This window comes from Citrobacter sp. CtB7.12, from assembly GCF_001297795.1.
Lineage (GTDB): Bacteria > Pseudomonadota > Gammaproteobacteria > Enterobacterales > Enterobacteriaceae > Citrobacter_A > Citrobacter_A amalonaticus.
Genome location: NZ_LIFT01000002.1, coordinates 174,457 through 201,004, shown reverse-complemented (window position 1 = coordinate 201,004; position 26,548 = coordinate 174,457). Strand labels below are relative to the sequence as shown.

General features: G+C 55.1%; 24 protein-coding genes. 17 read left to right on the top strand and 7 right to left on the bottom strand.

What is annotated here, in order from left to right; genetic code table 11:
- Positions 1 to 17 precede the first annotated feature (17 nt).
- The 3 genes from purE (at position 18) to mnmH (ending at position 2,758) form a co-directional block, all read left to right on the top strand.
- Entirely contained in the window at positions 18 to 527 is a 510-nt protein-coding gene (purE, locus tag AOY24_RS02570) for a 5-(carboxyamino)imidazole ribonucleotide mutase (RefSeq protein ID WP_043001520.1), read from the top strand.
- Positions 524 to 1,591 carry a 5-(carboxyamino)imidazole ribonucleotide synthase gene (gene purK / locus AOY24_RS02565; RefSeq protein ID WP_054176095.1) on the top strand — a complete coding sequence of 356 codons (1,068 nt, stop codon included), beginning with the start codon at positions 524 to 526 and terminating at the stop codon, positions 1,589 to 1,591. Before purE ends, purK begins: the two co-directional genes overlap by 4 nt.
- A gap of 96 nt (positions 1,592 to 1,687) precedes the next feature.
- Positions 1,688 to 2,758, top strand: a complete 1,071-nt coding sequence (gene mnmH, locus AOY24_RS02560; protein ID WP_054176094.1) for a tRNA 2-selenouridine(34) synthase MnmH — start codon at positions 1,688 to 1,690, stop codon at positions 2,756 to 2,758.
- Positions 2,759 to 2,824: 66 nt separating this feature from the next.
- Here mnmH and AOY24_RS02555 read toward each other — a convergent pair whose 3' ends face one another.
- From AOY24_RS02555 to ybbA, 3 genes are all read right to left on the bottom strand, one after another.
- Positions 2,825 to 3,958, bottom strand: a complete 1,134-nt coding sequence (locus AOY24_RS02555) for a porin (RefSeq protein WP_043001523.1) — start codon at positions 3,956 to 3,958, stop codon at positions 2,825 to 2,827.
- Positions 3,959 to 4,135: 177 nt separating this feature from the next.
- Positions 4,136 to 6,550 (bottom strand): putative ABC transporter permease subunit YbbP, encoded by a 2,415-nt coding sequence (gene ybbP / locus AOY24_RS02550; protein WP_054176093.1) that lies wholly within the window; start codon positions 6,548 to 6,550, stop codon positions 4,136 to 4,138.
- Complete coding sequence (gene ybbA / locus AOY24_RS02545) at positions 6,547 to 7,233, bottom strand: putative ABC transporter ATP-binding protein YbbA (protein ID WP_044259018.1); 687 nt, start codon at positions 7,231 to 7,233, stop codon at positions 6,547 to 6,549. The genes ybbP and ybbA overlap by 4 nt, the downstream gene beginning before the upstream one ends.
- Between ybbA and tesA the strand changes: the two genes are divergently transcribed.
- Genes tesA through AOY24_RS02530 form a run of 3 tightly spaced genes read left to right on the top strand, consistent with a single transcriptional unit; the run spans position 7,201 to position 9,540 of the window.
- Positions 7,201 to 7,827 carry a multifunctional acyl-CoA thioesterase I/protease I/lysophospholipase L1 gene (tesA, locus tag AOY24_RS02540; protein ID WP_125339513.1) on the top strand — a complete coding sequence of 209 codons (627 nt, stop codon included), beginning with the start codon at positions 7,201 to 7,203 and terminating at the stop codon, positions 7,825 to 7,827. The two genes, ybbA and tesA, sit on opposite strands and share 33 nt — an antisense overlap.
- Positions 7,828 to 7,855: 28 nt before the next feature.
- The gene (gene ybbO, locus AOY24_RS02535) at positions 7,856 to 8,626 is read left to right on the top strand and encodes an NADP(+)-dependent aldehyde reductase (protein ID WP_043001525.1); all 771 of its coding nucleotides are present in this window, start codon (positions 7,856 to 7,858) and stop codon (positions 8,624 to 8,626) included.
- 59 nt (positions 8,627 to 8,685) lie between these two features.
- Complete coding sequence (locus tag AOY24_RS02530) at positions 8,686 to 9,540, top strand: co-chaperone YbbN (RefSeq protein WP_043001526.1); 855 nt, start codon at positions 8,686 to 8,688, stop codon at positions 9,538 to 9,540.
- Between the two features lie 50 nt (positions 9,541 to 9,590).
- On the opposite strand, the gene fetB is transcribed toward AOY24_RS02530, so the two are convergent.
- On the bottom strand, positions 9,591 to 10,370 hold the full coding sequence (gene fetB / locus AOY24_RS02525) for an iron export ABC transporter permease subunit FetB (protein ID WP_043001527.1): 780 nt from the start codon (positions 10,368 to 10,370) through the stop codon (positions 9,591 to 9,593).
- On the bottom strand, positions 10,363 to 11,034 hold the full coding sequence (fetA, locus tag AOY24_RS02520) for an iron ABC transporter ATP-binding protein FetA (RefSeq protein ID WP_044258908.1): 672 nt from the start codon (positions 11,032 to 11,034) through the stop codon (positions 10,363 to 10,365). Before fetA ends, fetB begins: the two co-directional genes overlap by 8 nt.
- 145 nt (positions 11,035 to 11,179) lie before the next feature.
- Between fetA and AOY24_RS02515 the strand changes: the two genes are divergently transcribed.
- Genes AOY24_RS02515 through AOY24_RS02500 form a run of 4 tightly spaced genes read left to right on the top strand, consistent with a single transcriptional unit; the run spans position 11,180 to position 15,408 of the window.
- Complete coding sequence (locus AOY24_RS02515; protein ID WP_043001529.1) at positions 11,180 to 12,094, top strand: SPFH domain-containing protein; 915 nt, start codon at positions 11,180 to 11,182, stop codon at positions 12,092 to 12,094.
- A complete protein-coding gene (locus AOY24_RS02510) occupies positions 12,094 to 12,552 on the top strand; it encodes an NfeD family protein (protein WP_054176092.1) in 459 nt (152 codons plus the stop codon). Before AOY24_RS02515 ends, AOY24_RS02510 begins: the two co-directional genes overlap by 1 nt.
- A gap of 22 nt (positions 12,553 to 12,574) precedes the next feature.
- Positions 12,575 to 14,722, top strand: a complete 2,148-nt coding sequence (locus tag AOY24_RS02505; protein ID WP_054176178.1) for a hypothetical protein — start codon at positions 12,575 to 12,577, stop codon at positions 14,720 to 14,722.
- Complete coding sequence (locus AOY24_RS02500) at positions 14,692 to 15,408, top strand: DUF3142 domain-containing protein (RefSeq protein WP_054176091.1); 717 nt, start codon at positions 14,692 to 14,694, stop codon at positions 15,406 to 15,408. Before AOY24_RS02505 ends, AOY24_RS02500 begins: the two co-directional genes overlap by 31 nt.
- Here AOY24_RS02500 and cueR read toward each other — a convergent pair.
- On the bottom strand, positions 15,405 to 15,815 hold the full coding sequence (gene cueR, locus AOY24_RS02495; protein WP_043001532.1) for a Cu(I)-responsive transcriptional regulator: 411 nt from the start codon (positions 15,813 to 15,815) through the stop codon (positions 15,405 to 15,407). The two genes, AOY24_RS02500 and cueR, sit on opposite strands and share 4 nt — an antisense overlap.
- 374 nt (positions 15,816 to 16,189) lie before the next feature.
- Here cueR and AOY24_RS02490 point away from each other — a divergent pair, with 374 nt between their 5' ends.
- The 7 genes from AOY24_RS02490 (at position 16,190) to ybaK (ending at position 24,662) form a co-directional block, all read left to right on the top strand.
- Entirely contained in the window at positions 16,190 to 17,584 is a 1,395-nt protein-coding gene (locus tag AOY24_RS02490; protein ID WP_054176090.1) for an MFS transporter, read from the top strand.
- Between the two features lie 104 nt (positions 17,585 to 17,688).
- Positions 17,689 to 18,720, top strand: coding sequence for a LacI family DNA-binding transcriptional regulator (locus AOY24_RS02485; RefSeq protein WP_043001534.1), 1,032 nt, complete (start codon positions 17,689 to 17,691; stop codon positions 18,718 to 18,720).
- Positions 18,721 to 18,730: 10 nt separating this feature from the next.
- Positions 18,731 to 19,714 (top strand): nucleoside hydrolase, encoded by a 984-nt coding sequence (locus AOY24_RS02480; RefSeq protein WP_044265276.1) that lies wholly within the window; start codon positions 18,731 to 18,733, stop codon positions 19,712 to 19,714.
- 61 nt (positions 19,715 to 19,775) lie between these two features.
- Positions 19,776 to 20,489, top strand: coding sequence for an MgtC/SapB family protein (locus AOY24_RS02475; protein WP_054176089.1), 714 nt, complete (start codon positions 19,776 to 19,778; stop codon positions 20,487 to 20,489).
- 96 nt (positions 20,490 to 20,585) lie between these two features.
- Entirely contained in the window at positions 20,586 to 23,087 is a 2,502-nt protein-coding gene (gene copA / locus AOY24_RS02470) for a copper-exporting P-type ATPase CopA (protein WP_054176088.1), read from the top strand.
- A 98-nt stretch (positions 23,088 to 23,185) separates the two neighbouring features.
- Positions 23,186 to 23,980: a TraB/GumN family protein gene (locus AOY24_RS02465; RefSeq protein ID WP_044258922.1), complete on the top strand. Its 795-nt coding sequence runs from the start codon at positions 23,186 to 23,188 to the stop codon at positions 23,978 to 23,980.
- Between the two features lie 202 nt (positions 23,981 to 24,182).
- Positions 24,183 to 24,662, top strand: a complete 480-nt coding sequence (ybaK, locus tag AOY24_RS02460; RefSeq protein ID WP_043001540.1) for a Cys-tRNA(Pro)/Cys-tRNA(Cys) deacylase YbaK — start codon at positions 24,183 to 24,185, stop codon at positions 24,660 to 24,662.
- 108 nt (positions 24,663 to 24,770) lie between these two features.
- Here ybaK and ushA read toward each other — a convergent pair whose 3' ends face one another.
- Positions 24,771 to 26,423, bottom strand: coding sequence for a bifunctional UDP-sugar hydrolase/5'-nucleotidase UshA (gene ushA / locus AOY24_RS02455; RefSeq protein ID WP_043001541.1), 1,653 nt, complete (start codon positions 26,421 to 26,423; stop codon positions 24,771 to 24,773).
- Positions 26,424 to 26,548 lie beyond the last annotated feature (125 nt).

Genomic DNA, 26,548 nt, shown 5'->3' with positions numbered 1-26,548 from the left:
CAGGAGTTTTCAGACGCATGTCTTCCCGCAATAATCCGGCGCGTGTCGCCATCGTGATGGGGTCCAAAAGCGACTGGGCTACCATGCAGTTCGCCGCCGAAATCTTTGAAATCCTGGATGTCCCACATCACGTAGAAGTGGTTTCTGCCCACCGCACCCCCGATAAACTGTTTAGCTTTGCCGAAAGCGCCGAAGAGAACGGCTATCAGGTAATTATTGCTGGCGCAGGTGGCGCTGCCCATCTTCCAGGTATGATTGCGGCGAAAACGCTGGTGCCGGTATTGGGCGTTCCGGTACAAAGCGCGGCGCTGAGCGGCGTCGATAGCCTGTACTCGATCGTGCAGATGCCGCGCGGTATTCCGGTCGGTACACTGGCAATTGGTAAAGCGGGCGCGGCTAACGCGGCGCTGCTGGCGGCGCAGATTCTGGCGACGCATGATAAGGCATTGCATCAGCGCCTGAACGACTGGCGCAAGGCGCAAACGGATGAGGTGTTGGAGAATCCGGATCCGCGAGGTGCGGCATGAAACAGGTTTGCGTACTGGGCAACGGGCAGTTAGGCCGGATGCTCCGTCAGGCCGGTGAACCGCTGGGTATCGCCGTCTGGCCGGTGGGGCTGGATGCGGAACCGGCTGCCGTGCCTTTTCAGCAAAGCGTGATTACCGCAGAAATCGAGCGCTGGCCGGAAACTGCGTTAACACGTGAACTGGCGCGTCATCCGGCTTTCGTTAACCGTGATGTATTCCCAATTATTGCTGATCGCCTGACGCAAAAACAGCTTTTCGATAAGCTCGGCCTGGCGACCGCGCCATGGCAGTTGCTGGCCGACAAAAGCGAATGGCCTGCTGTCTTTCAGCGTTTAGGCGAACTGGCGATCGTGAAACGTCGTGTCGGTGGTTATGACGGTCGTGGTCAGTGGCGTTTACGCGCCAGTGAAACCAATCAACTGCCTGACGACAACTACGGCGAATGCATTGTTGAGCAAGGCATAAATTTCTCGGGTGAAGTGTCGCTCGTTGGCGCACGCGCGCATGACGGCAGCACGGTGTTCTACCCGCTGACGCGTAACCTGCATCAGGACGGTATTCTGCGCACCAGCGTCGCCTTCCCTCGAGCCGACGCGAAGCAACAGGCACAGGCCGAAGCCATGCTTTCGGCCATCATGCAGGAGCTGGGTTACGTTGGCGTGATGGCGATGGAGTGCTTTGTTACGCCGGAAGGTCTGCTGATCAACGAACTGGCCCCGCGCGTGCACAATAGCGGTCACTGGACGCAAAACGGCGCCAGCATCAGCCAGTTTGAGCTGCATCTGCGGGCGATTACCGGCCTGCCGCTGCCGTCACCGGTGGTGGACAGTCCGTCGGTAATGGTGAATCTGATTGGCAGCGATCTGAACTACGACTGGTTGAAACTGCCGTTAGTGCACCTGCACTGGTACGACAAAGAGGTGCGTCCGGGGCGTAAAGTGGGTCATCTGAATCTGACCGACAGCGATACTGCGCGCCTGAGCGCCACGCTGGAAGCCCTCGCGCCGCTGCTGCCGCCGGAATACGCCAGCGGTATCCTCTGGGCGCAAACTCAGCTCAAGTAAGCCTAAAATGCGGGGAAGTTTAACTTATACTTCCCCGCCCTCTCGTTCCGCGCGTAAAATCCCGTCCATTGCTGTTTGTCTTCTTCAGGATTTCTCATGAACGATGGAACGGACTATCGCGCGATCCTTACCGCCGATACGCCCTTAATCGATGTCCGCGCGCCGGTTGAATTTCAGCAAGGTGCCATACCGGGCGCGATAAATTTACCCTTAATGAATGATGACGAGCGTGCCGCCGTGGGTACCTGCTATAAACGCCAGGGGCCAGAAGCTGCACTTGAGCTCGGCCATCAACTGGTCAGCGGCGAGATTCGCCAGCAGCGTCTGGCTGCCTGGCGCAAAGCCTGCCAGCAACACCCGCAGGGCTATCTCTGCTGCGCCCGGGGCGGTCAGCGTTCGCACATTGTCCAGCAGTGGCTACGTGAATCCGGCGTGGATTACCCGTTGATCAACGGTGGCTACAAAGCGCTACGCCAGGCCGCGATTGCCGCCACGGAAGAACAGGTCCAAAAACCGATCGTGCTGATTGGCGGCTGTACCGGCAATGGCAAAACGCAACTGGTGCAAAAGCAGGAAAGCGGCGTAGATCTTGAGGGATTAGCCCACCATCGCGGCTCCTCTTTTGGGCGCACGCTGGAACCCCAGCTCAGTCAGGCCAGTTTTGAAAATCTGCTGGCGGTGACGCTGCTCAAAAAGCAGGCCACGCGCTGGGTGCTGGAAGATGAAGGCCGGATGATCGGCGCTAACCATCTGCCGGAATGCCTGCGCGAACGCATGACGCAGGCCGCTATCGCCGTGATTGACGATCCGTTCGGGCGCCGTCTTGAGCGCCTGCGGGAAGAGTATTTCGTGCGGATGCATCATGATTTCACCCATGCGTATGGCGAAGAGCCGGGATGGCAGGAATACAGCAACTATCTGCATCATGGGCTTTTTGCAATTCAACGGCGTCTGGGTTTGCAGCGGTTTAACGAGTTAACCGCCAGGCTGGACGTGGCGCTGGAGGCACAGCGTCAGACCGGCAGCACCGAAGTGCATTTCAGTTGGTTAGTGCCGCTGCTGGAAGAATATTACGATCCGATGTATCGCTATCAACTGGAAAAGAAAGCCGGACAGATTGCCTTTCGTGGAACATTTGAAGAGGTTGAGGCGTGGTTGCGCGGTTGAAAAACGCCGGAGGGTGATGATTTGTAGGCCCGGTAAGCGTTAGCGTCACCGGGCACAGCATCAGACTCAGAAGTCGTAACGCAGACGCACCAGGTTCATATCACCCAGGTTATCGGTGCTGGAGGTAAAGACGTGTTCGTAATCAACACGGAAACCATAATCCAGCTGGAAACTGATACCCACGCCGTTGTCGGTACGCAGGTAGTTGCGACCATTCACGTATTCAATACGGTCACCCATGAAGTACGGCTGAACGGATTTCAACGCATACTGGTTGATTGGGAATGTATAGCCCGCAAAGTATTCCAGACCCCACGCATCACCGGCAAAGTAGTCGTTAACAGACACTTTTTTGGTGGTCATAAAGTTCTGGTACCAGCCGCCGCCCAGTGAGAAGGTCCAGCTATCCGGGGTCCAGCTCAGGGCAGTACCCACGATGTTCTGATCGTACGTTTTGCTGCCGTTACCGCGCATTTCCGCACGGGTGTAGTTCCACGCCGTACCCCAGCTCAGATCGTCAGTAATGTGATAATCCGCACCCAGTGAACCACCGCCTTTACGCTTGTAGTTCAGGCCATTATTCGGGTTGTAGTCGTCGCTGAACAGATAAGATGCGTAGAGATCAACATCACCAACCGTTTTCTTATATTTCAGCATTTTGCGGGAACGGTAAGAACCATCATAGTCGCCGTTAATCCCGTTACCCGGTGCCTGACCAATCATGTCGTAGTCCCAGATATCGGTTTTCGCACCGACCACATCGTAGTAGATGCTGTTCTGTTGACCGAAGGTCAGCGTACCCCAGGTATCGCTCTTCAGACCGGTGTAAAGCATACGACGCGTGGTGTCATGCGCGCCGTCAGCATAGTGATTGTCCCAGTTGAACTGCGCCGGAATGTTAACGCCCAGCTCGTAGAAGCTGATCCAACTGATGTCATCAAACAGATAGTAATCTGCCGCGAAGCGGAAACGGGTACCGCCGTCGAAGCCATTACGTTTATAGCCATTTGCGCCGTCATCGCCCGTCATGTTCTGGAACTGAGGACGAATACTCCCGCCAACGGTAAAGTTGAGACGGCTCAGCGGATTGCCCGCCTGCGGATCTTGTTTCAGAACGGTGATTTCCGCCTGAGAGGCGAAAGACGTTAATGCCACTGCTGCGCCGATCGATGCCGCCAGCGCTGTTGTTTTTATAGTCATTATTTTTCCTTGATAGATTTCCTGCTAATTATTCAGCGCTTGAATATTAACTGGTATTAACACTGACGTGTTGGCGGGTTTTTAATGATCTGTGCCGTTAAACAGCGAGGGGTTATCAATTTATGCTACTAAGAAAGTACGCGCCAGCATAAAAACCGGCGCGTCATTATCACGGGATTAAACAGTAAACTGACGGAACAACGCTTTCCCTTTCAGCAGACGGACACCGAGCCAGCCCCCGCAAAGAGAAAGTAAAAGCGCGCCGCAAAGAGGCAGGACAATCCACAAGCGCCAGTCAGGTTCCCACGGGAAGTCAAACACCTGCGTTTGCAGCACCGCCAGCGCGGTTTCCGCGCCGATGGACGCCACCAGCCCGGAGACCAGCCCCAGCATGGCAAATTCACACCACAGCGTAGTGCGCAGGAGTTTTTTGCCCGCGCCTAACGTACGCCAGACCACCAGTTCCTGATGGCGCTGGCGCATGCCGACCTGCACCTGCGCCAGTAGCAACAGCATGCCGCAGGCGGTTACCAGCACAACCATGACCTCCAGCGCCCGGCTAACCTGCTCCAGCACCTGCCCTACCTGCTTAAGGATCGCGCCGATGTCTAACAGGCTAATCGTCGGGAACTCACGATTAAGTTGCGTCAGCATGCCGTTGCCGTTTTCCCAGCGGAAGCTGGTCAGCCAGCTTTGCGGCTGACCATCCAGCGCGCCGGACGGAAAGATAAAGAAAAAGTTAGGGCGCAGGCTTTCCCAGTCGACCCGGCGCAAACTGGTCACCTTCGCACTGAACGCCTGAGTGTCACCCATAAAAGTGACGCTGTCGCCGAGTGAAACGTTCAACCGTTTTGCCAGCCCCTCTTCCATCGATACCTCGCCTTTTCCTGGCGGCCAGTTACCGGCGGTGATGGGGTTGTGATCCGGACGGGTATCCTGCCAGGTCAGATTCAGCTCACGATTCAGAGACTCATCTTGTCCCCCTTCTGTCGGCGTGTTGTTTATCGCCGTCAACCGCGCCCGCACGATCGGGTAGAACGCTTCCGGGATCACCTGATGCTCGGAGAGAAATGCCTTCACCTGCGGCACCTGCTCCGGGGCAATGTTGATCAGAAAATAATTGGGACTTTCCGGCGGAAGCTGCTGCTGCCAGCGATCCAGCAGATCACCGCGTAAAACCAGCAGCAGTGCCAGTAGCATAAACGACAGCGAAAACGCTGACAGCTGGCTCAGCGTCGACCACGGCTGACGTAACAGACGACTTACCGCGAGGCGCAGCGGCAACGACGACAGCGTCATCCCACGCAGAACGTTCAGCAGCATCCAGCCCAACACGCCGCACAGCAGCGCCAGCACGACCGCCCCCGCCAGCACCGCCCACAGCAGTGGACTGCCGCCCATTAACCCGGCCAGTAACACCACCACCACCACGGTCACGATCGGCAAATAGAATTTCAGCGGCCAGACGTTGGCCACCACGTCACGACGCAAGACGCGCAGCGGCTGGGTAGCTAATAACAAGCGATAGGGACGCAAACCGACCAGCAGCGAGATCACCGTCATGGTGCCCAACGCCCAGATCCACGGCCAGAAACTGGCAGGCGGCAGCGCGGCGGGCAGCACCGGTTTAAGCAGTACCATTAGCATCTTTTCGAATAACAGGCCGATAGCCCCGCCCGTCACGGCGGAAAGCGCCAGTACCATCAGCCACTGCCCGACAATCAGTTTTCGCAGTTGTGCCCTGCCCGCACCGAGCGTTTTCAGAATCGCCACCAGATCATAACGACTGCGACAGTAGTGATTCATCGCCACCGCCACGGCAGCGACGGCCAGCAGCAGTGTTAACAGTGCCGAAAGAAGAAGAAATTGTTGCGAACGCTCCAGGGATTTGCCTAGCGCGCCGTCGTCCTGTTCAAGTCCGTACCAGCGATGTTCCGGCTTCAGCTGCGGTAGTAGCCACTTTTCATAGCCGTCAAGCTGTTGCGGCGTGCCACCAAATTTATAGCGCCACGTGACGCGACTGCCGGGCTGCACGGCACCGGTTTTCGCAACATCCACTGTATTCATTAACAGACGCGGCGCCATCTGGAAGGGGTTAAAGCCGGAGTCTGGCTCCTGCACCACTTCCCCAGCAATGCGCAGCGTGGCGTCGCCGACATCAATAATGTCGCCGATTTTCAGGTTCAGCAACGCCATCAGTCGCGGCGCCAACAGTACCGTTCCCTGCTGTGGTTTGAGCCCCGGCGGATTGGTTTCCAGCTCGCCGTACATCGGATAGATGTCATCGACCGCTTTGACGTTCGCCAGCTGTGGCGTATCGCCAGCAAAGGTCATGGTGGCAAAGGTCAGTTGTTCTCCGACCTTCAGACCGCGCTGACGCGCATCGTCAATCCACGCCTGCGGCACCTCGCGTGAGCTGCGCAGTGCCCGGTCCCCCGCCATGAACTCGCGGCTTTGCTGACTTAACCCTTTTTCCATCCGGTCGCTGATGTTGCCCAGCGCCAACACGCAGGCCACCGCCAGACTCAGCGCCAGCCAGACAATCAACAGCGACGGCGAGCGCCATTCGCGCCAGAACCAGCGTGCGATCATGCCTCCTCCTGCAACTGTCCATTCACCAGGCGCAGTCGTCGGTTGCAGCGCGCCGCCAGTTGCGGATCGTGAGTCACCAGAATCAGCGTGGTGCCGTGTTCGCGGTTAAGCGAAAAGAGCAGATCGGCAATTTTTTCACCGGTCTGCCGGTCGAGGTTCCCCGTTGGTTCATCGGCAAACAGGACGTCCGGGCGACCATTAAAAGCGCGCGCCAACGCCACGCGCTGCTGCTCACCACCGGAAAGCTGCGCCGGAAGATGGTCCAGACGCTTGCCCAGACCCAGTTGTTCCAGCAGGGCTTTCGCTCCCGCTTTACTTTGTCCGCTGTTTTCGCCGCGCAGTAGTGCGGGAAGTTCGACGTTTTCCAGTGCATTCAGCGTGGGAATCAACATAAATGACTGAAAGACAAAACCGACATGCTGTGCACGCAGTTGAGCCCGGGCCTCTTCATCCATCTGATGCAACGGTTTCCCCACCAAATTGACGGCGCCGTCGGTGCCATCGTCCAGTCCGGCGAGGATCGCCAGTAGCGTAGATTTCCCTGAACCCGACTCGCCAATCAGCGCAATGGTCTCGGCGCGTTTGACAACCAGGTCAACTCCGGTAAGGATGGAAAGCTCGTGCTCCCCCTGACCGACGGACTTCTTAAGATGATGAACTTCAACAATGTTTTCCGCTGGCATTTGCCTTTCCTGTTCCTGATCCTGTTTACCTGTCGGGCCGCTGCGGCTGACACGTTGTTAATCCTCGGCGACAGCCTGAGCGCCGGGTACCGAATGTCCGCCAGTGCCGCCTGGCCTGCACTGCTCAACGACAAATGGCAGAGCAAAACCACCGTGGTGAACGCAAGCATCAGCGGCGACACCTCCCAGCAAGCGCTGGCGCGCCTGCCTGCGCTACTCAAACAGCATCAACCGCGCTGGGTGCTGGTTGAGCTGGGCGGCAACGACGGGCTACGCGGCTTTGCGCCGCAACAGACCGAACAAACGCTGCGTACCATCGTGCAGGACGTGAAGGCGGCGAACGCCGAGCCGTTGCTGATGCAAATTCGCCTGCCCGCAAACTATGGCCGTCGGTATAATGAAACCTTTAGCGCGCTCTATCCAAAGCTCGCCAAAGAATTTGATATTCCTCTGTTACCCTTTTTTATGGAAGAGGTCTATCTAAAACCGCAGTGGATGCAGGATGATGGTATTCACCCTAACCGCGATGCCCAGCCGTTTATCGCTGACTGGATGGCGAAGCAGCTGAGTCCTTTAGTAAAACACGAGTCTTAATTCAACGGAGATCCTGACAGGTAAAGTTATGCAAAAATCGGTCTTAATAACAGGATGTTCCAGCGGTATCGGCCTGGAAAGCGCGCTTGAGCTGAAGCGTCAGGGTTTTCAGGTTCTCGCCGGCTGCCGCAAACCCGACGATGTCACGCGCATGAATAATATGGGATTCACCGGCGTATTGATCGACCTCGACTCGCCTGAGAGCGTGGATCGCGCCGCTGACGAGGTGATCGCCCTGACCGATAACTGCTTATACGGGATCTTTAACAATGCCGGGTACGGCGTCTACGGTCCGCTGCCCACCATCAGCCGCGCGCAGATGGAGCAGCAATTTTCCGCCAATTTCTTTGGCGCTCATCAGCTCACGATGCGTCTGTTACCGGCCATGCTGCCGCACGGCGAAGGTCGGATCGTGATGACCTCCTCGGTGATGGGGCTTATCTCCACACCCGGACGCGGCGCCTACGCGGCCAGTAAATACGCGCTGGAAGCCTGGTCAGATGCGTTACGCATGGAGCTACGTCACAGCGGAATTAAGGTCAGCCTGATTGAACCCGGCCCTATTCGCACGCGCTTTACGGAAAACGTTAACCAGACCCAGAACGACAAACCGGTGGAAAACCCCGGTATTGCCGCACGTTTTACGCTCGATCCTGAAGCCGTCGTCGCCAAAGTGCGCCATGCTTTTATCAGCGATAAACCCAAACTCCGCTATCCCGTCACGCTGGTAACCTGGGCCGTCATGCTGCTCAAACGTCTGCTGCCGGGACGCCTGATGGACAAAATTTTGCACGGATGAGTTGAAGCGCACGCGTCAGCCCCCATGTAAAAAAGAAATCGACACAAGAGAGTGACTCCATGTCCACACAGAATATTGTCAACATTAACGAAGCGAACCTGCAGCAGACCTTAGAACTGTCGATGACCACGCCGGTCCTGTTCTACTTCTGGTCTGAACGCAGCCAGCACTGCCTGCAACTGACGCCGGTGCTGGAAAGCCTTGCCGCACAGTACAACGGCCAGTTCATTCTGGCGAAGCTCGACTGCGATGCCGAGCAGATGATTGCCTCTCAGTTCGGTCTGCGCGCTATTCCAACCGTCTATTTGTTCCAGAACGGTCAGCCGGTTGACGGCTTCCAGGGACCGCAGCCTGAAGAGGTGATTCGCGCCCTGCTCGACAAAGTGCTGCCGCGTGAAGAAGAGCTAAAAGCGCAACAGGCCATGCAGCTGATGCAGGAAGACAACTACATTGAAGCGCTGCCGCTGTTGAAAGACGCCTGGCAGCTATCTAACCAGAGCAGTGAAATCGGCCTGCTACTGGCGGAAACGCAGATTGCCCTCAACCGCTCTGAAGATGCAGAAGCCGTGCTGAAAACCATTCCGCTTCAGGATCAGGACACCCGTTATCAGGGGCTGGTCGCGCAAATTGAACTGTTGAAACAGGCGGCGGATACGCCAGAGATTCAGCTACTGCAACAACAGGTGGCGGAAAATCCGCAGGACGCCGGACTGGCCGCACAGCTGGCGCTGCAACTGCATCAGGTGGGACGCAACGAAGAAGCACTGGAACTGCTGTTCAGTCATCTGAAAAAAGATCTTGCCGCCGCAGACGGTCAGGCACGTAAAACGTTCCAGGAAATTCTTGCCGCGCTGGGTACCGGCGACGCGCTGGCGTCGAAATATCGTCGTCAGCTCTACGCGCTGTTGTACTGATTTACGTTGCCCGATGGCGCTACGCTTATCGGGCCTACGCAAGTCGCTGGTTACGATTTCTTCAAACGCGTCACCACCAGTTGGTGGCGCGAGTTGTAAAACTTCCGATAGGTTAAATAGCAAGCAATGATGGTCGACAGGCTCGCCGTTGAGAGCAACATAAAGGTCACCATAATCTGATATTTAATCGCTTTGACCGGATCGATACCGGCAAAGATCAGCCCTGACATCATCCCCGGCAAACTCACCAGTCCGACCGTTTTCGCGGAGTCGATCGTTGGGATCAGCGAGGCGCGAATACTGTCGCGGATCAAGCCCGCAGACGCCATTTTCGGCGTGGCGCCAAGACTGAGTTTTTCCTGAATCTGCTGTTGTTCGCTGCTGAAACGCTGACCGAGATTGTTGTAGCACAATCCGACGGCCACCATCGCATTACCAGCGATCATCCCGGAAATGGGGATCACCTGCATCGGGATAAATTCAATCGACCCCGACAGCACCAGCACCGCCAGCGTTAACCCTGCCCCCGTCGTGATGGCAATAAACGAGGAAACAAACGCTTTATCAATATATTTACTGCGCTTCTGCGCGTTATACGCGGCGTTAAAACAGATGAATAACACCATCACTAACGTCAGGACAGCATGATTGACCGCGAAGATATATTTCAGGACATAGCCGACGATAATAAGTTGAACCACGGCGCGAGCGACGCTCCAGAGAATATCTTTCTCCAGCGCCAGTTTCTCTTTATGGCTTATCAGCATCGCCACCACCACCAGCATCATCGCTAATGCCAGTGACTCGTTAGTAATATTATGTTCATTCATTACGCGCTTCCTGCATTTCTCCGGCATGCGGCATCAGAGTGATTATTTCATCCGCATGATTAATTTCGTCTTTATCGTGAGTCACCCACAACACCCCTATCTGCTTATCGCGAGCATAGTGATGAATAATCTCATTCACATTGCGCTTATTGCTTTCATCCAGTGCGCTGGTGATTTCATCAAGCAGTAAAACCTGCGGCAAAAACTGTAAATTGCGGATCAGGGAAATGCGCTGTTTCTCTCCGCCGGAGAGCGCATTGATATTTTTCGCCAGAATCGACTCCGGCAGTTGAAAGCGGGCCAGGTCCGCCAGAAAAGCCCCAGGATCTGGACGCTGGTTACGGATTTGCCAGGGGAAGATCAGATTATCGTAGACCGTATCACCAAACAGCGCGGGCGTCTGGGCGCAATACGAAACCTGTTGACGATAATGCTCCGGGTTGAGAGTAGCGATATCCTCTCCACCAAAGCGGATCTCACCGCTATTCGGACTGAGCAACGACGCAATAATCTTCAGTAAGGTACTTTTTCCGCAGCCGGAAGGGCCGGTGATTAATTTAAATTCACCAGGACGTAAGTCAAAACTGATGTTATTCAGAATTTTGATGGTCCCGACCTGGTAACCCACATTGTTTACCTGCAACAACCTGCTATTTTCACGCATTATCTATCCTGTTTTCGCGTTTTATCGCAAAATAGTGTATCCCTCTAATTAACAGGAGGGGAACTCTCTTTAATGAATCAGGTATAATTTCAAGAGTAACATCGCCAATCTCGACATCATGGACAGTTCAACAGGAGGTTTTTCAATGCTTATTGTTATTCCTATTCTCATTTTTGTCGCGCTGGTCATCGTCGGCGCCGGCGTGAAAATTGTTCCCCAGGGGTATCAGTGGACGGTAGAGCGATTTGGCCGCTATACCAAAACGCTGCAACCGGGCTTAAGCATCGTTGTGCCGTTCATGGACCGGATTGGACGCAAAATCAATATGATGGAGCAGGTGCTGGATATTCCCTCGCAGGAAGTGATCTCGAAAGATAACGCCAACGTCACCATTGATGCCGTCTGCTTTATTCAGGTGATTGACGCGCCGCGTGCAGCCTATGAGGTCAGCAATCTGGAACTGGCGATCATCAACCTCACCATGACCAACATCCGTACCGTTCTGGGGTCGATGGAGCTCGATGAAATGCTCTCCCAGCGTGACAGCATCAATACCCGACTGCTGCATATCGTCGATGAGGCCACCAATCCCTGGGGCATTAAAGTCACGCGTATCGAGATTCGCGATGTCCGCCCACCGGCTGAACTGATCTCCTCCATGAACGCCCAGATGAAAGCGGAACGTACTAAACGTGCGTATATTCTGGAAGCCGAAGGGGTGCGCCAGGCAGAAATCCTTAAGGCCGAAGGGGAAAAACAGTCGCAGATCCTGAAAGCTGAAGGGGAACGTCAATCCGCCTTCTTACAGGCAGAAGCCCGCGAACGTTCCGCTGAAGCGGAAGCCCGCGCGACCAAAATGGTGTCTGAAGCGATCGCCTCCGGTGATATTCAGGCGGTGAATTACTTTGTGGCGCAGAAATATACCGAAGCGCTACAGCAAATCGGCTCGTCCAGTAACAGTAAAGTGGTGATGATGCCACTGGATGCCAGCAGCCTGATGGGTTCCATTGCCGGGATCACTGAACTGATCAAGGACAGCGCCAGCGAACGGAATAAATAATGATCGAGATGATTGTGGGGCATCCCCATATTTTCTGGCTCAGCCTTGGCGGTCTGCTTCTGGCCGCTGAGATGTTGGGCGGCAACGGTTATCTGTTGTGGAGCGGCGTCGCGGCGGTCATTACCGGCATTCTGGTCTGGCTGTTGCCCGTCGACTGGGAATGGCAGGGTGTTATCTTTGCCGTCTTAACGCTGCTTGCCGCCTGGTTCTGGTGGAAGTGGATGGCGAAACGCGTTCGTGAACAAAAACCGGTAGACAGTCAGCTCAACCAGCGCGGCCAGCAACTGGTCGGCCGTCGGTTTGTCCTGGAGTCGTCTCTGGTCAATGGTCGTGGACACATGCGGGTTGGCGACAGTTCATGGCCGGTCAACGCCAGCGACGATCTGCCCGCCGGCACGCACGTTGAAGTGATTGCCGTTGAAGGCATCACGCTCTATATCAGACCCCTTACCCGATAAAATCGATGACAGGAATCGCATGATGGTCAGGAAGACGCCTCTGGCATTTAGCTTTTGTGCATTACTGGCGAGCGCCGCCCCTCAGGCATTCGCCTCGTTTGATATCGCAGACTGCACCTGGAGCGACGCGCGCTGTCTGCTAAAAGGCGCCCCTATTCTGACGCCCGATAATGATTCACGCGATAACCTGTTGCGTCTGCTGAGTGAGGCAAAGTCGTTTGCTGTGCCCGTTCAGTCGATGCCTGCGGATATCACCCGCTCACGCGATTTCTATTTTGCTTATCACCCGCAATGGGATGACGATGATGTCCGCACGGACTCGCCTGCACAAACGCAGAATGCACCCAATACACTCGCCCAGCAGATGGCAACGCTGCAGGTAGCGGCGGTTGAATTCAACCACGACGGTGAGCAGGAAAACCGTTTTGTCTCCAATAATGCCGACAGCGTCAGTCAGTTTTTTGCCGCGCTACTGAGCGATGCTACGCTGACAGCAGAACAAAAGCAGGCGCTGGCGCAGGCACGTCTGGGACTCTATTCCGGGGCCAGCGCAGAGCAAATCACGGCCTCTCTCACTACGCTCCCGGCGGACTCACCTGCCCTGGCGTATAAAACCTATCTGATCGCCGCAGCCCATTTTTACGCGGGTGAATACGAAAGCGCGGCGCAGGTTTTCACGTCGCTGCTTAAGAGCGATCGCCCGTGGCTGGCGGAAACCGCGCAATATATGCTGATGCGCACGGCGCTGAACAAAAGCAGCCAAAACAGCGTCGGCGAATATGGCGATTTTGATATCGCACGAATAAATCGTGAAGACGCCTTACGCGCGAAAAAAGAGGCGCAGACCTATCTTCAGCGCTGGCCTGAAGGCCGCTATGCCGATTCCGCACACGGCATGCTGCGTCGCATCCACTGGTATTTGCAGGACTGGGCGTCGCTTGCAGGATTGTATGAGCAGGCATTCCGGCAGGCCGCCGATGCGCAGACGCTGCGAAACCGGGTGATTGAATACGATAATGTCTATGGCAGGCAGTTTTACGATCAATCGGTACAGGAGGCGTTCGCCGACGCCCCTCTCGTCAGCTATACCGAGATGCTACGCGCCCTTCGTCTGAACAGCGACCAGAAGCCAACCCTGACGCAGGCTAACCTGGATGCCAGCAAACCGGTTTTTGAAAAAAGCGGAAAACTGCCGCTGTGGCGCGATCTGCAACTCAACCTGTGGCTGGCGACAGAAAACAATGCTGCGATTCTTCAGGCGGTTACCCCGGCGAAACAACTTCCGGCTCACGATATCCTCGCTTTCAGCGAACAGGTTCTCTACGGTAACGCGCTGATGGGTCAAAAGCAGTGGTCAGAAGCGCGTGATTTCTGGTCGACATTGCTGAAGCTGAGCCAGGATAACGAACAGCAGCAGTATGTGCAGGCAAAACTGGCGGCCACGCTGGTGTACAGTGGCGATACGGAGGCGGTTTTTGCCCCGGACAGCGCGGTCACCAACCTGCGTTATCGTTCCCGGGTACTGAAAACCGTGGCGACGCCTGAACAGTTGCGTCAGCAGGTCAGCCAGGGACCGAATAACGAAGAACGCACTATCGCGCTGCATACGCTGCTGGTGCGCGATCTCACAGAAAACCGCTTTAGCGACTGGCTGCAGGACCGCAAACTCGCCAGCGCCATCACACAGCCGGTGATCGGCGAAGCATTCGACGACGTCAATCTGAGCACGTTTGACTGGAACGGTGACGCCGCTGAAGTCGGTTACGTGTGCCGCAGCCTCAATGAGACCGTCGGCACGCTGAGCAAAAATCCCGATGATGCCCATGCGCTGAACTGTCTGGGTGAGTTCTTCCGCACGTCACAAACCCATGTCGATTTGTGGAAAGACAGCGCAGGGAATGGCGTGCTGGAGACCGCTATCGACCGCAAGCGTCCGGTTGGGCAGTATGATCGCCAGAGTTACTACCAGCAGGTCATCACCTCGCCAAAAGCCGAGCACGAAGACAGAAGTTACGCACTGTATCGCGCCATCATGTGTTACGCCCCGTCCGGCACGAATGAGTGTGGCGGAGAAGAGGTGGACAAACAGCAGCGCAAAGGCTGGTTCACGCAGTTGAAAACCCAGTATCCGGGCAGTCCGTGGGCGCAAAAACTCAAATACTACTGGTAATCGCGCTACTGGCGGGACAGGCGCAGGCGGATGAGACGGTTATCGCCCGCGAACATCCCGCCTTCTGGCTCTGGTCAGGGGTGAAAGCCAGCGATGAACTGAGAGGCGCCCAAACGGTCTATCTGCATCAGGGGGAAGTATTGATGCGGGCAAAGGGCGCGGAGTTTCAGCGTCTGGGGCTTCCCGTCAGCCGCCTGACGTTTCCGTCCATCTGGCTTACCGTGCGCTTTACCACGCTCGACGTTCCGGACGCGATTCCGGCACGCATCGTGCGGCTGATGCAGCGCTGGCAGGGGGCGGGAAATCAGGTGGTAGGGCTACAGGTCGATTTTGACGCCGAGACGCATCAACTCGCCGACTACGCCCGCTTTCTGCGGGTATTGCGCCAACAACTGCCACCCGATTTTGCTCTTGGGGTAACCGGATTGCTGGACTGGGCGAAAACCGGTGACATTGCAACGCTGAACGCGCTGCCAATCGATGAACTGGTAGTGCAGAGCTATCAGGGACGGCACACGGTGACGAATTATCAGGACTACCTGCCCGCCCTCTCCCGCTTGCGAATTCCCTTTAAGCTTGGTCTGGTACAGCACGGTAAGCGGGACAGCCAGGCGGAAGCGCAGTTACGCACATCCCCGTGGTATCGCGGCACGGTGGTCTTTATGCTTAATCCCGACGCGCGTTAAACCTGCGCCTTGTGGTGGCAACAGCCAGAAAGGTTATCAATAATAGGGCATTCCGCGCTGTCATCGCCCGGACACGACTCCGCCAGCGCCAGCAACTGTACGCGCATTGACTGTAATTCGCTGATATGGCGCTCAATTTCAGCCACTTTCTCCAGCGTCCGCTTTTTGACATCCGCGCTGTGACGCCCCGGATCGTTGAACAGATTTACCAGTTCACCGCACTCTTCAAGGTTGAATCCGACCTGGCGCGCCTGGCGCAGCAGCGTCAGTTCATTGAGATGCTGTTGCCCGTAGGTGCGATAACCGTTTTCACCACGCAGCGGCGGCGTGACCAGCCCTTTTTCTTCATAAAAGCGGATCGCTTTACTGGTTAAACCGGTTTTTTTTGCTACATCGCTGATATTCACACGTCCTCCGCACCTTAAGCTGTGGCATGGTGTCATTATAACGTACTTGTGGCTGACACCACACACCCATCCAATAGATGCCAGTAACCTCCTGTCACTTCACAGGTCGCGGGCGTTACCACTGCCACTTTCACATTTCCGGAACCGTCGAACGTTCGTACTTCATAAACAGTGAAGAACATCGAAGCAGGCGTACCTTTTTTTGTAACAATTGCCTGTTATAAGTGATCGCTTTCGCAATTTTAACTCTTTTCCTTGATCATTCTACGCGGGTAGATTTATTAATCTCCGGTAAAAATATAATATCTACGCGAGTAGAACGTGAAGAGCACAAGCCTGCGACGTATGTCGACAGATAACTTCAAGGAGTTCTTATGAACACGCATTCATCCTCTGTTCCCCTGACGGATAACCAACAAGCCGCTCAGGAGCGGCTGGAAACCCCCGAAGGACGCCGCGAATTTTGGCGAGCGACATTTTCCTGCTGGTTAGGCACCACGATGGAGTATGCCGATTTTGCCCTGTACGGTCTTGCCGCAGGCATTATCTTTGGCGATGTCTTTTTTCCGGAAGCGACACCTGTCATGGCGTTACTTTCCAGCTTTGCCGCCTATTCCGTTGGGTTTATTGCTCGCCCCATCGGTGCGCTTCTGTTTGGCTGGATAGGCGATAAACATGGTCGGAAGATTGTCATGGTTATCACGATTGGATTGATGGGCATGTCGACCATGTTAATAGGTTTGATCCCCAGCTACGCCCAGATTGGCGTCTGGGCGCCGGTATGCCTGGTTATCCTTCGATTTTCTCAGGGCCTGGGGGCCGGAGCGGAACTTTCAGGGGGTACCGTGATGCTCGGTGAATATGCTCCCGTTAAACGCCGTGGGCTGGTTTCCTCGATTATCGCGCTGGGCTCAAACAGCGGAACATTACTGGCTTCGTTGGTTTGGCTCATCGTCCTGCAAATGGACAAAGATGACTTATTAAGCTGGGGATGGCGTATTCCTTTTCTTTGCAGCATTCTTATCGCCGCTGCTGCGCTATTCATTCGTCGCCATATGCGTGAAACGCCCGTTTTTGAACGTCAAAAGGCCCTCCTGCAGGCCGAGCGAGAAAAAGTTCTTCGCGAGGGAAAAGCGCAGCAACAGCATGATACACGTAGCTTCTGGAAACGGACCCGTGCGTTCTGGACCATGGTCGGCTTACGCATTGGCGAGAATGGCCCCTCCTACCTGGCACAGGGATTTATCATTGGCTATGTCGCTAAAGTGCTGATGGTGGATAAATCAGTGCCGACCGTGGCGGTGTTTATCGCATCGGTTCTGGGATTTGCCATTATTCCTCTGGCGGGCTGGCTTTCCGATCGATTCGGCAGACGGATCGTCTATCGTTGGTTCTGCTTGTTACTGATCCTGTATGCTTTTCCGGCATTCATGCTGCTGGATTCTCGTGAGCCATGGATTGTCATCCCAACGATCATTACCGGGATGGGAATCGCGTCACTGGGTATTTTTGGTGTTCAGGCTGCATGGGGCGTTGAGCTTTTCGGTGTCAAGAATCGTTATACCAAAATGGCATTTGCAAAAGAGCTCGGTTCGATTATGTCTGGCGGGACAGCGCCACTTATCGCCTCGGCATTGCTCTCGTTTTATGGGCACTGGTGGCCAATCGCTCTCTATTTCGCTCTGATGGCCACAATTGGACTGGTAACCACGTTCTTTGCACCAGAAACCCGTGGACGGGATCTTAACTTACCCGAGGATGCAATTTGAGGCCAGAGAACGTGAGATGCGCGTTCTTTACCAAAGATTTTTGGGTCATAACGCCTTATGCTGTCTGGAAAAAATCACTCTGAACGCAATCAGGTAGGTGCCTCGTGACTCAATCACATTCGCAACGCGTAACACGTTCTGACGTGGCAAAAGAAGCGGGAACGTCCGTCGCTGTCGTTAGTTACGTTATTAATAATGGTCCACGTCCCGTTGCCGAAGCGACCCGGCAACGTGTACTACAGGCCATTAAGAAAACCGGCTATCGACCCAATGGCATCGCGCGTGCGCTGGCTTCAGGGAGTACACAAACTTATGGGCTTGTCGCACCGGATATCTCGAACCCGTTTATCGCCTCTATGGCTCATGCTCTGCAACACGAAGCATTTGCTGATGGCAAAGTACTCCTGCTGGGTGATGCGGGCGACAGCAGCTGCCGTGAACGTGAACTGATTAATAATATGTTGCACCGCCAGGTTGACGGGCTGATCTACACCAGTGTGGATCGCCATCCTTATATCAATTTGATTCAGGAGAGCGGTACGCCCTGCGTTATGCTCGATCGCGTGGATCCTGGACTTAACGTCAGCGTTATCCAGGTTGATGAACAACAGGCGGCGATGCAGGTAACCCAACATCTGATTGATCACGGATATCGCGACATCGGCATCATCTGTGGCCCGCGTGAAATGCTGAATACTCAGGATCGTATCCGGGGCTGGCAGCAGGCGCTGGAAGCCTCATCGCTAATGGTCAATCCTTCATGGATTTTTTCGACCAACTATACCCGCGCCGGAGGTTACGAGGCGACAAAACGTATGCTGCAACGCCAGCCACCGCGCGCGTTGTTCGCGACGAATGAACAGCAGGCACTGGGTTGCTTACGCGCCCTGGCGGAACATGGGCTGCGCGTCCCTGAAGATGTTGCACTGGTCTGTTTTAACGCAACACATGAATCGGCTTACAACGTCCCTTCTTTGACCGCCGTTCTGCAACCGGTCGATAAGATGGCCCGTGCGGCAATTGACATGCTGAAAAATTGGGATGGAGAGGTTCGCCGCGTTGAATTTGAGTTTTATTTACGAACAGGAGAATCGTGTGGCTGCCAGGGACATGAAGTACAACCCGAGACAACGTGAAAATACATCGATGCGTATCATAATTGACTGCGATCCAGGCAATGGCATTCCCGGCGCGAATATTGATGACGGCCTGGCGCTAGCGCTGGCGATTGCCGCTCCGCAAATCACTCTGGAGATGATCACTACTGTCGCAGGAAATACGCCAGCAGATGTGGGATATGCCGTCGCTAAAGATCTCATTGCGCAATTGGCTATTCCCGTTTCTGTTTACCGTGGAGCCTCGCGTGCGCTCCGGGAAGATCCGCTTCCCTGGCGTGAAAAACTGGATCAGGGTGTCGATCAGTTTGGCTTACGGCAACTCTGGTCGGAAGTTCCTGCCCCGGCATTGTGCCAGCAGGTGCCCCCCCATGCACCCGAGGCGATAGGTGAACTCATCTGTAATAACCCTGGTGAAATCACGTTGGTTGCTACCGGTCCCCTCACCAATGTGGCCATTGCCCTGCAGCTTTACCCGCAGATTGTTCACGCGGTCAAAAATATCGTTGTTATGGGCGGCGTATTCAATGTGCCGGGCTACCTGAAAGATACCAATTTTGGTCTGGATCCTGAGGCGGCTCATGCGGTGCTTACCAGCGGCGCGCCCGTCACGCTGGTCCCGATGGATGTGACAACGAAAACTCAAATGCTTCACGCCGATTTGGATCGTCTGGCAAAAACAGAAAACGGGCTTAGCCGTTATCTGGCGCAAACCATTCGTCCGTGGATCACCTACTCTATGCAAACCCGCCATCTGCCCGGATGTTGGATCCATGATGCGTTAACCGTTGCCTGGTTACTGGATCCCTCTCTGGCAACAATGGAGGAAGATTACCTGGATGTCTCACTGGAAGGCATCACGCGCGGTATGACCTGTCGCTATGGACGTGACACGTTGCGTCTCAATGTAGGGATCCCTGAACCAAAAGGTGCGCGGGTAAAAATTCTGCAGAGCATCGATAACCGGCGTCTTCTTTCGCTGATTGAGCACTATATCCATACCTACCGCGCCTAGCGTTACGGGTCAGAAAAGGAGACCTTTTTACGCTGTTTGAGGTGAGTTTTCCGGAGGAAATATGAATACGTTATCCTTCCTCTTATCCGGTGAAGGAGAATCTCTGTTAATTACGCTGGGCAAAATTTGCGTCGCTTTTATCCTCGGCGGGATCATCGGTCTTGAAAGAGAATCGAAAGGAAAGCCTGTCGGATTTAAAACGTGCGTCATTATTTCCGTCGCCAGCTGCGTTCTGACCATCGTCTCTATTCAGTCAGCGGAGTATTACGCGGAAATCTCGATGAATATACGTAGCGATCCGATGCGCCTGGCCGCACAAATTATCAGCGGCGTAGGCTTTCTCGGTGCAGGTGTTATCCTTCATCGCCATGACGACGCCATCTCCGGGCTGACAACCGCAGCCATTGTATGGGCTTCTGCGGGAGTGGGAATTACCAGTGGCGCCGGTTTTTATATGCATGCGCTTCTTGCCACAGGCTTGTTCCTGCTGGCCATAAAGCTCAGCTATTTTGTCATCTTTTTACAAACTAAAAATCAATTGCCCGGTAAAGTTAAGATTCGCATTATTCTTGACGAAAAATCAGGGCTACAAACACTGGTGGAAAGTATTAATCAGCAAAAAAACATTATTGAAGCTATCACCATCCGCGATGTCAAAAAGGGGAAAATAGAGGTTAATCTTAAAGTCGTGATTAGAAAAAAAATGACCTTACCGGAACTTTACAACAACCTTTCCACCCTCGAACATGTCTGCGCCATCGCACTGGAACATTAAAAAAACAGGGTGAAAACAAATCCCTTGACCTTCCCCTTGCTGGAAGGTTTAACCTTTATCACAGTCAATTAATCCCTGTAATAAAGGAGTGAAGTGATGTCTCACACTATCGACCTGACCCTGGACGGCCTGTCCTGCGGTCACTGCGTCAAACGCGTAAAAGAGAGTCTTGAACAACGCCCGGATGTTGAACAGGCTGAGGTTACCGTGACTGAAGCGCACGTCACCGGCACTGCCAGCGCCGAAGCGCTTATCGACACCATCAAACAAGCCGGTTACGGCGCAGAGTTAAGCCACCCAAAGGCTAAACCGCTGGCGGAGTCATCAATCCCGTCGGAAGCACTGGCAGCGGTCCCTCCTGAGCTTCCGGCAGCGACGGCTGAAGATGAGAGCCAACAGCTGCTGTTAAGCGGCATGAGCTGCGCCAGCTGTGTTTCCCGGGTACAAAATGCGCTGCAAAGCGTTCCCGGGGTCACGCAGGCACGGGTAAACCTCGCGGAACGTACTGCGCTGGTGATGGGCAGTGCGTCCGCCGCCGATTTAGTCCAGGCGGTGGAAAAAGCCGGCTATGGCGCGGAAGCGATTGAAGACGATCTCAAACGCCGTGAGCGCCAGCAGGAAACCGCCGTCGCGACAATGAAACGCTTCCGCTGGCAGGCGATTGTCGCCCTGCTGGTGGGTGTGCCGGTGATGGTCTGGGGGATGATGGGCGATAACATGATGGTGACCGCCGACAACCGCAGCCTGTGGCTGGCGATAGGTCTGGCGACGCTCGCCGTGATGGTTTTTGCCGGCGGCCATTTTTATCGCAGCGCGTGGAAGAGCCTGATGAACGGCACCGCCACGATGGACACCCTGGTGGCGCTGGGCACCGGCGTAGCCTGGTTGTACTCGATGAGCGTCAACCTGTGGCCGCAGTGGTTCCCGATGGAAGCGCGTCATCTTTATTATGAAGCCAGCGCGATGATCATTGGTCTGATTAACCTCGGACACATGCTGGAAGCCCGCGCGCGTCAGCGCTCGTCTAAGGCGCTGGAAAAATTACTCGATCTCACGCCGCCAACGGCGCGAGTGGTGACAGAAGACGGTGAAAAGAGCGTACCGCTGGCAGAGGTTCAACCGGGGATGCTGTTGCGTCTGACCACCGGCGACCGCGTACCGGTTGACGGTGAAATCACCCAGGGCGAAGCCTGGCTGGATGAGGCGATGCTTACCGGCGAACCTATCCCACAGCAAAAAGGTGAAGGCGACAGTGTGCATGCCGGTACCGTTGTGCAGGATGGCAGCGTGTTGTTCCGCGCCAGCGCAGTCGGCAGCCATACTACGCTGTCGCGCATTATCCGTATGGTGCGCCAGGCCCAGAGCAGTAAGCCGGAAATCGGTCAGATGGCCGATAAGATTTCCGCCGTGTTTGTTCCGGTTGTGGTCGTGATTGCGCTGGTCAGCGCGGGTATCTGGTACTTCTTTGGCCCGGCGCCACAAATTGTCTACACCCTGGTGATTGCAACCACAGTACTGATTATTGCCTGTCCGTGTGCGCTGGGTCTGGCAACACCAATGTCTATTATTTCCGGCGTGGGTCGTGCGGCTGAGTTTGGCGTACTGGTGCGTGATGCCGATGCGCTGCAGCGCGCCAGCACTCTGGATACCGTGGTCTTCGACAAAACCGGGACACTGACCGAAGGCAAACCCCAGGTGGTGGCGATTAAAACCGTAGGCGAGACTGACGAGGCGCAGGTGCTGCGTCTGGCGGCGGCGCTTGAGCAAGGCTCCAGCCACCCTCTGGCGCGAGCGATTCTCGACAAAGCCGGTGATGGTGCACTGCCGCAGGTCAACGGTTTCCGCACCCTGCGTGGATTAGGCGTTAGCGGTGAAGCCGAAGGGCATACGCTGTTGTTGGGCAACCAGGCCCTGCTGAACGAGCAGCAGGTTGACACTCGCGAACTGGAAACCGAGATATCGGCCCAGGCTTCTCAGGGCGCTACGCCGGTGCTGCTGGCGATTGATGGTAAAGCGGCAGCGCTGCTGGCCGTGCGCGATCCGTTGCGTAGCGACAGCGTGGCCGCCCTTCAGCGACTGCACCGCGCCGGCTATCGTCTGGTGATGTTAACCGGCGATAACCCGACGACGGCTAACGCCATCGCCAAAGAGGCGGGAATTGATGAGGTGATTGCCGGCGTTCTGCCGGACGGTAAAGCCGATGCCATTAAACGTCTGCAAAGCCAGGGGCGTCAGGTGGCGATGGTCGGTGACGGCATCAATGATGCACCGGCGCTGGCGCAAGCCGATGTCGGGATCGCAATGGGCGGCGGCAGCGATGTGGCTATCGAAACCGCTGCAATTACCCTGATGCGTCATAGCCTGATGGGCGTGGCAGATGCACTGTCTATTTCCCGCGCAACGCTTCGAAACATGAAGCAAAACCTGCTTGGCGCATTCATCTACAACAGCATCGGTATTCCTGTTGCAGCCGGTATTCTGTGGCCGTTTACCGGTACGTTGCTGAACCCGGTGGTTGCCGGTGCGGCGATGGCGCTCTCGTCCATTACCGTGGTGAGCAACGCGAACCGACTGCTGCGCTTTAAACCGAAAGAGTAAGCGATGCCGGATGGCGTTTTAGCGCCGCCATCCGGCAATTCACACATTGCACACCCCTGGGCCACGCGTTAGCATGGGCTTCTGATTAGGGAGGTCGCATGGATCTGTTTTACCGGGTAAAAACATTCTTCGCTACGCTATCCGGCAATCGCTATACCTGGCCCGCCATTGATGTTTCGTTGCCCGGCAACCGCCATTTCCACCTGATTGGCAGTATTCATATGGGCAGTCGCGATATGTCCCCTCTCCCTGCCAGACTGCTCAAAAAGCTTAACAGCGCCGATGCACTAATTGTTGAGGCCGACGTCTCCGGCAATGACAGCCCTTTTGCCGATCTACCCGAATTTGCCGCACTGGAAGAGCGCATCAGCGAGGAGCAGTTGCGCAATCTGCATCGCGCGACCGATGAATTGGGGATCTCTCCGACGCTGTTTTCCACACAACCGCTGTGGCAAATCGCGATGGTGTTGCAGGCCACCCAGGCGCAACAGTTGGGATTACGCCCGGAATACGGTATTGATTATCAGCTGTTGCAGGCCGCGAAAAAGGCAGAAAAACCGGTGATTGAACTGGAAGGTGCCGCCAGCCAGATTGCACTGTTGTGTGAACTGCCAGACAACGGCCTGGCGCTGCTGGAGGACACACTAACGCACTGGCACACCAACGCCCGGCTACTGCAACAGATGATGAGCTGGTGGCTTGACTCCCCGCCGCAGGACAATCACCTGACGCTTCCCAACACCTTCAGTCAGTCGCTGTACGATGTGCTGATGCATCAACGCAATATCGCCTGGCGGGATCGTCTGGCGGCACTGCCTGCGGGTCGCTATGTGGTGGCCGTCGGCGCGCTGCACCTTTATGGAGAGGGAAATCTACCGGAGCTGATGCGATAAAAAAAGTGGCCAATATTTCTATTGGCCCGTCAAAGAGGAATTTCATCATTATTATTATGCCGCCGCTTAATGCGACGGTGTATGTCGATTGTCGCTCAAACTCTGCATCCTGCCAACATAATTGCGCAAGATGGTACTATATTTCGAACATTCGTTAGAGATATGCTTGACTCGTCATTTGGTTTAGCCAGGAAAAATAGCTATGACACCCGCCGTTAAATTACTCGAAAAAAACAAAATTACGTTCAGGATCCATACCTACGACCACGATCCCGCCGAGACCAACTTCGGCGATGAGGTGGTGCGCAAGTTAGGGCTGAATGCCGATCAGGTGTACAAAACGCTGCTGGTGGCGGTGAATGGCGATATGAAACATCTGGCGGTTGCAGTCACGCCCGTGGCCGGACAACTGGATCTGAAAAAAGTCGCCAAAGCACTCGGCGCGAAAAAGGTCGATATGGCCGATCCGCTGGTTGCGCAACGCACGACCGGGTATCTGGTCGGCGGCATTAGCCCACTGGGACAAAAAAAACGTCTACCGACGCTGATTGATGCGCCAGCCCGGACGTTTGACACCATTTTTGTCTCTGGCGGCAAACGCGGGCTGGATATTGAACTGGCGGCGGTTGATTTAGCCGCGATTCTGGAGGCTGAATTCGCCGATATCGCCCGCCGGGATTAAGTGATTATAGAATGATGGCCTGATAGCGCGACGCTTATCAGGCCAGGAAACCGCACTAACCTGTAGGCCGGATAAGGTGCCCGCACCGCCATCCGGCACTCCGCCCTGTTACTGCCAGCTAACTTCCCCCTTCGGCTCATACGCACTGGCATCCAGCGGTGAGTTTTTCTGAATGTATTCCTTCAGCACTTCCGCATCAATAAACCCGGTGTTGACGTACCCCGGTTTGTTATCAATACGCGGATAGCCGTCGCCGCCGGTCGCGTTAAAGCTGAGCGTCGCCATACGGTAGGTTTTTGCCGGGTCAACCGGCTCGCCGTTGATTTTCAAATCGTTGAGCTTGCCCTCTTTTGCCACAAAGCTAACCCTGGCAAACTGCGGATAGGCGCCGGAGTCCGGTTTCATTTGCGCCACGGCCGTCAGATAATCCGTCACATCCTTACCGTTCATGTCGGCATATACGACAACGTTGCCGAATGGCTGAACCTTCAGCACGCTTTTATAGGTGATATCCCCGCCGTCAATCGAGTCACGAATGCCGCCGCCGCTCATGACGCCAAAATCGGCACCGGTGCGCGCCATTTGCGCAGCCAGAATCAAATGCCCCATGTTGGTTTGTACAAAACGGACCTTGCTGCGATCGCCTTCCAGTCGGTCATTCACCGCACCAATTTTCACATCCAGCTGCGCTTTTCCTTTATTCTGGAACGGTGACAACAGCGAGAGCATCTGCGCATTCTCCGCGATTTCCGGGGTGTAAAGTACGTGCTCACTTTTCCCGTCTTCCCAGGTCACTTTCTTCTTCAGGTTCACCGGAATCAGCTGATAGTTGACCATTTTCATCTCGCCGTTACGGAACTCAAAGTCCGCGCGACCCACGTATTTCCCCCACTCATGAGCCTGCACGATCCAGATACCATTCTGTTTGTCCGGTGCACACGGCGTACCGGGAACGTAATCCACCTGTTTCTTATTTTCCGCCGCCATGCACACCGGGTCCTGTGAGTGACCACCCACAATCATCGCCAGCGCGCCCTCCGGCAGACTGCGCGCCATTTCAACGTCGCCCGGCGCGTTCGAACCGTGGTTGCCGTTGTCGTAATGCCCCATATGAGTGGTGGCAATCATGACGTCCGGCTTTTCATTCATCTGCAATTCCTGAATCACCACCTTTGCCTCTTCCGCTGGTTTGCGAAATTCAATATCGGTGAAGAACTCAGGGTTACCGATTTTCGCCGTGTCGTCGGTGGTCAAACCGATCACCGCGATTTTCAAATCCTGGCGTTTAAAAATGGCCCAGGGTTTAAACAGGCGCTCGCCGGTACTTTTCTGGTAAATATTGGCTGAGAGAAACGGGAACTTCGCCCACTTCTCCTGCTGACGCAGGACGGTGAGCGGATTATCAAATTCGTGGTTACCGACCGCCATCGCGTCATAACCAATCAGGTTCATCCCGCGAAAGTCGGGCTCAGCATCCTGTAGATCCGATTCGGGTACGCCGGTGTTGATGTCACCGCCGGACAGCAGCAGGACGCTGCCCCCTTCGGCAGCCACCTCGCGACGAATCCCGTCTACCAGCGTTTTTTGCGCTGAGAGACCGTACTCGCCGTATTCGCTGCGCCAGAAATGGCCATGGTGATCGTTGGTATGCAGAATGGTGATTTTATAGGTTTTATCTTTTTCATAAGCCTGAGCAGGCTGACTTGCCAGCGTGAATGCGGCGAACAGTGCCAGCGCCACACCCCGTTTCAAAAATTTCATGTTTCTCTCCCTGATTCCTTCACTCGGCTGAAATTACAATTATCTGAAATAATAGTCGAATAAGTTTTCAGAATTGAGACTTCCTTCAAACCTCATCCGCAGGTATGTTAGTCAGGTAATAATCA